Annotated in this window: 6 protein-coding genes; 3 read left to right on the top strand and 3 right to left on the bottom strand. The window is 69.9% G+C overall.

The annotated features are described in order from the left end of the window. Positions 1–101: 101 nt before the first annotated feature. Positions 102–485: a hypothetical protein gene (locus tag ACIBJF_RS52460; RefSeq protein WP_399184968.1), complete on the bottom strand. Its 384-nt coding sequence runs from the start codon at positions 483–485 to the stop codon at positions 102–104. An 80-nt stretch (positions 486–565) separates the two neighbouring features. Here ACIBJF_RS52460 and ACIBJF_RS52455 point away from each other — a divergent pair, with 80 nt between their 5' ends. Then, positions 566–943, top strand: coding sequence for a hypothetical protein (locus tag ACIBJF_RS52455; protein ID WP_399184966.1), 378 nt, complete (start codon positions 566–568; stop codon positions 941–943). Between the two features lie 114 nt (positions 944–1,057). Here ACIBJF_RS52455 and ACIBJF_RS52450 read toward each other — a convergent pair whose 3' ends face one another. Together ACIBJF_RS52450 and ACIBJF_RS52445 are read right to left on the bottom strand one after the other, a co-directional pair. After that, positions 1,058–1,423 (bottom strand): hypothetical protein, encoded by a 366-nt coding sequence (locus ACIBJF_RS52450; protein ID WP_399184965.1) that lies wholly within the window; start codon positions 1,421–1,423, stop codon positions 1,058–1,060. Beyond that, positions 1,420–2,655 (bottom strand): IS701 family transposase, encoded by a 1,236-nt coding sequence (locus ACIBJF_RS52445; protein ID WP_399184969.1) that lies wholly within the window; start codon positions 2,653–2,655, stop codon positions 1,420–1,422. Before ACIBJF_RS52445 ends, ACIBJF_RS52450 begins: the two co-directional genes overlap by 4 nt. Positions 2,656–2,839: 184 nt before the next feature. On the opposite strand from ACIBJF_RS52445, the gene ACIBJF_RS52440 reads away from it, so the two are divergent. Next, complete coding sequence (locus tag ACIBJF_RS52440; protein ID WP_399184964.1) at positions 2,840–3,151, top strand: hypothetical protein; 312 nt, start codon at positions 2,840–2,842, stop codon at positions 3,149–3,151. A 443-nt stretch (positions 3,152–3,594) separates the two neighbouring features. After that, positions 3,595–3,900: a hypothetical protein gene (locus ACIBJF_RS52435; protein WP_399184963.1), complete on the top strand. Its 306-nt coding sequence runs from the start codon at positions 3,595–3,597 to the stop codon at positions 3,898–3,900. Positions 3,901–4,113: the final 213 nt, after the last annotated feature.

The following is a 4,113-nucleotide window of genomic DNA, read 5'->3' as shown; positions in this document are numbered from 1 at the left end:
AACCAGCGCCAAGTCGACTGGCACTTCACCACCGACGACGCACGCGTGAAACTGCGCCACCTCTACCCAACCACACAGCAAAATTAAGCCGCGACGATCTACTAGTCGCCGGTCACGGTCACGGGCGCGGTGACGTCGTCGCCGGCCTGGAACACGGCGAACCACTCCTCGGGTTCGTCGTCGGTGTCGCCCAGGGCCACGAACCGGGACGCGCCGTAGGTCTGCTGCCCGAGGGTGTTCAGCGTCGCCCGCATGTAGGGGTCGGCGATCGCGTCGGCGTCGACGACGACAGCCATCCACGCTGTCAGGCCGGCCAACGCGGGGGGCTCCACGTTCCACACGGCGTAGCCCAGCACCCGCTCCGGGCTCTCGGGCAGCCACAAACGGCGGTGCACGAGCACCTTCCCCGGCAGCACTGCGGACTCCACGATCCCAGCCAGGCAGTGCCACACGTCCTCGGCGTGCTGCCGGTACGGCGCCAACACGACCGCGGTCCGCGGGACGTCGCCCCAGGGCTGGGGCAGGACACCAGCGCGGACCAGGCCGTGAGGACCGCGGCCATCAGGTGGTTGTCGGAGCGCGGTACGCGGGCGGCGACCTGGCGGACGTCCTCGCCGACGACGTCCAGCACGGCCTGCTGCCCGCTGGTGAGAGTCAGACCGAGAACGTCCTCGGCGAACCCGGACGGGGTGTCGTGCCACAGCTCGTAGGCGCTGCCCGTGTGCAGCTCGAGCACCACCAGCACGTCCAAGAGCGTGCGGTCGTCCAGGTCGGCGACCAGGGCGCGCCGCTCCACGGCCGGGGTATGCACGAGCCGGTGAGCGAGCTCCGCCATCTGGACGGGCGGCGCCGCGATCCGGTGCGGGCGTACCTGAGCGCGGGCGGAGGCAGCCAGCGCGGCGTAGCGGGTGAGCGGCAGGTAGGTCATGGGCGCGGACGGTAGGCGGCAGCCGCCTTACGGTCGCGCGCTTCTCTCGAGGGGCCCCGGGGGTCCGGTTGCGGGGCCCCTCGAGCGGCGCGTGGTCCACCAGGGAACGGATCAGGCGCGCCACCAGACTCAACGGGTCGGGCGCGCCCGCGTCACGCCGCGGGGCCGGCCGCGGCGGTGGCGCGCGGCGTCCATGGCCTTGGCGAACTCCTCGTCCCGCCTGCGCCGCTGGTAGATCGCCGCACTGCTCACGCCGATAGCGGCGGCCGCCGAGATGACGGTGGTGCGGGGCTTGCTCAGCTCCTCGAGGAACCGGGCCACCCGCTGCGGGGTCAGCCGGATCGGCCTGCTGTGGCCATACGGGGCCGAGGCGGCGCTCACGGCGTCGCACGCGGCCGCGAACGCCGGGTCGGCTCCCCGCCAGGCGCCCGGGTCGCTGGTGCCCAGGATCAGCTCTGCCCGGCTAGTACTCCAGCCGTAGATCGCGATCTTCATGTCTGGGCAGCTTGTCGCTGATAGTGGCTGGCCTGGGCGCGAGCTTGATGACGGCGTCGCCATTCGGACCAGCGGAGTCGGTGCGTGACTGTGTGGTTGGTCTGGGCGACGAGCGTGGTGAAAAGGTGCCGGATCTCGTTGCAGGTCAGGGGGATCAGGCCGTCCAGAGCCTGTTCTTGAGCACGTTCGTTGGCGGTGGCTGCGGCGAGGAAGGCATGGGCAAGCATCGCGAGCGTGACCCAGCGATGCCAAGACGTCCAGCGCCTGACCTGATGTTCGTCGAGGCCGGCCAGTCCCTTTCCGGACTGGAAGGTTTCCTCGATCGTCCACCTGCGCCCCGCGACTTTCACGAGGGTGGACAGCGGCGCCCGATCCGCCGAGTAGCAGCGGTTGAAGGCGAGTTCGCCGGTGCGCCGGTTACGGCGGACGAGCAGGTGGCGATGGCCTGGCCGGTCGTCGGCGATATCGACCAGGGCCCAGTCGTAGAAGCGGTGTCCCTTGGCTCCGGCGCCGGCGGAGAGCTTCTGCCAAGCCCGTTTCGGCAGCTGCTTGACCAGGGCATCGGCGCGGAACTTGCCCGCGCGGGTGAGAATTTGATGGTCGCAGGAGACGGCGAGGACGTATCCGACCTCACGCTCCTCCAGGGCGGTCCGCAGAAGCGGGTTGCCTCCGTAGACCTCATCACCGGCCACCCAGGACGCGGGGACGCCGGCGTCCAGCGCACGGCCGATCATGCGGGCGGCGAGCGCGGGTTTCGTGGCGAAGCCGACGGTGTCGGGTATTCCGGCGGCTCGGCAGCGGACGGCGTCCTCGACCCAGGAACGCGGGACATACAGCTCCCGGTCGATCGCCGCGTGTCCCCGCTGGGTCGAGTAGGCGAGGTAGACGGCGACCTGGCTGTTCTCGATGCGTCCGGCGGTGCCGGTGTACTGACGCTGGACCCCGACCGTGGCGGTGCCCTTCTTCAAATCGCCGGTCTCATCGACAACCAACACCGCGTCGTCATCGTGCAACTGCTCGACGACGAAGCCGCGGATGTCGTCGCGGACCGCCTCGGCGTCCCACCTGGCCCTGGACAACAGATGCTGCAGGCCGTCCGGGGATGCGTCCCCCGCGTGCTCCGCGAGCGTCCAGCAATTCTTACGTGGCAGGTCCGACAACAACCCGAGCACCAGCGCCCTTGCCCGACGCCGCGGTTCCACCCGGGCGAACCGCCCCGCGATGCGGCTCATCAACACCTCGAGCAGGTCCTGCCAACGGTCAGGATCTATGCTGTGACCTGCGGCCACCGTCTGATCTTCTGTCTTCACACACTGATGATCACCGGTGGCCGCACGCGTCCCCGGACCAGCTCCGACCAGCAAGATCAGGATCTGGTCCTGAGCACCAGTTCTGGAGTTGAACAGGCCGATGGACATGTCCTCGCGAGAGATCCGCCTGCCCCTCAACGAGATCGTCGCAGTCCTGCAGGACCTGAACGAGTTCGTGGTCTCACTCGACCGACTCGGATCCCGCCAGGCGTCCGGAACCGCCGACGAGCACACCGTCGGAACATTCATCGCCGACTGGGATGTCGCCCGACGATTGGCCCGCGCCCGCCACATCATCAGCGTCGCTCTGGATGAGCAACTGAGCGAGGAAGACAACCTCGCGATCGACGCGTTGTGTGAGCAGGGCCGCTTCTACACGGACAACGTCGGCTACCGCTCTCCCAAGCAGTCCAACTGATCCGGCACGCTCTCAGACGGGACCAATCGAGACGGGGATCAACCCGGCCGTGACCCGGCATCCCACCCGCAAGATCACGATCTACGGCTGGAGTACTAGGGGAGACGCCGAGGGCCAGGAGGCGGAGGTACTCGGCCCGATGGGTGCGGCCGCGTTCGTCGGGGGCGTCCGGGTCCCGTCCGGCGAGAGCGATCGTCAGCCGGGTGTCGGTGCGGGCCTTGGCCCACACTGCGCGCAGGTCGATGCCCAGGTCCGCGGCCGCGTCGTCCAGGTCCCGGCCGTGCCGGAGCGCGGTGATGAGCCGGTTGGCCTGTCGGCTGGTGAGCGGGGCGGGGTCGGTCATGCCCGCACCCTACGGGCGCATGCCGCGCTGCGCCCCGACCGGGGAGTCGTACGACCGCGGTCCTGTCGCAGCCCGGTCCCGTTCCTCATACGCTCGACATATGGCAGTCCCCAGCCCTGCGGAGGAGCGTCTCGCCGCCGCGTACGCCGCGCTGCTGACGCGGGTCTCCGCGTGCGCTCAGGCGATCGAGAACGGCCACTGGGGATACCTCCAGGCGAAGGCCGGCGAAGCCTCTGAGGCTGCGGCTGAACTGGAAGCAGCGGCTGAGATGGTCCTCAGCGGCCGTGGGCTGGCCGATCCGCGCGCTGCGCTCGCCGAAGTGCTGAGCCGAGCAGGGAACGAGCCCGCTGTCCGTGCCCTGCACGATCTGGGGCCCGGGGCAGGAGGCCTACGCTCGGAGACATGAGCAGCATCCCGGAGCCGGCCCGCCCGTGGCGCCCGGAGGACGGGCCGGAACCAGTGGTGTGGACGTGGCCCAAGAGCGTCCCCCCGCGCTGTGGGTGCGGTCGGGCGGCGCGTGGCGGTCCGCGCTCTGGGCGACGCGAACTGGTGGTGGCTGCTCGCCGTCGTGCCCGTCACCTTCGTCTCACAGGCGTTCTCGACCTGTCTGCAACTGGGC

Source organism: Streptomyces sp. NPDC050743 (genome assembly GCF_044456925.1).
Classification (GTDB): domain Bacteria; phylum Actinomycetota; class Actinomycetes; order Streptomycetales; family Streptomycetaceae; genus Streptomyces.
This window is presented reverse-complemented; position numbering and strand designations above follow the sequence as displayed.

What these genes read in the sequence shown, in the direction of transcription:
- ACIBJF_RS52445 (WP_399184969.1), bottom strand. Translation starts at nt 2,655, where the DNA reads ATGAGCCGCATCGCGGGGCGGTTCGCCCGGGTGGAACCGCGGCGTCGG.
- ACIBJF_RS52440 (WP_399184964.1), top strand. Translation starts at nt 2,840, where the DNA reads ATGTCCTCGCGAGAGATCCGCCTGCCCCTCAACGAGATCGTCGCAGTC.
- ACIBJF_RS52450 (WP_399184965.1), bottom strand. Translation starts at nt 1,423, where the DNA reads ATGAAGATCGCGATCTACGGCTGGAGTACTAGCCGGGCAGAGCTGATC.
- ACIBJF_RS52435 (WP_399184963.1), top strand. Translation starts at nt 3,595, where the DNA reads ATGGCAGTCCCCAGCCCTGCGGAGGAGCGTCTCGCCGCCGCGTACGCC.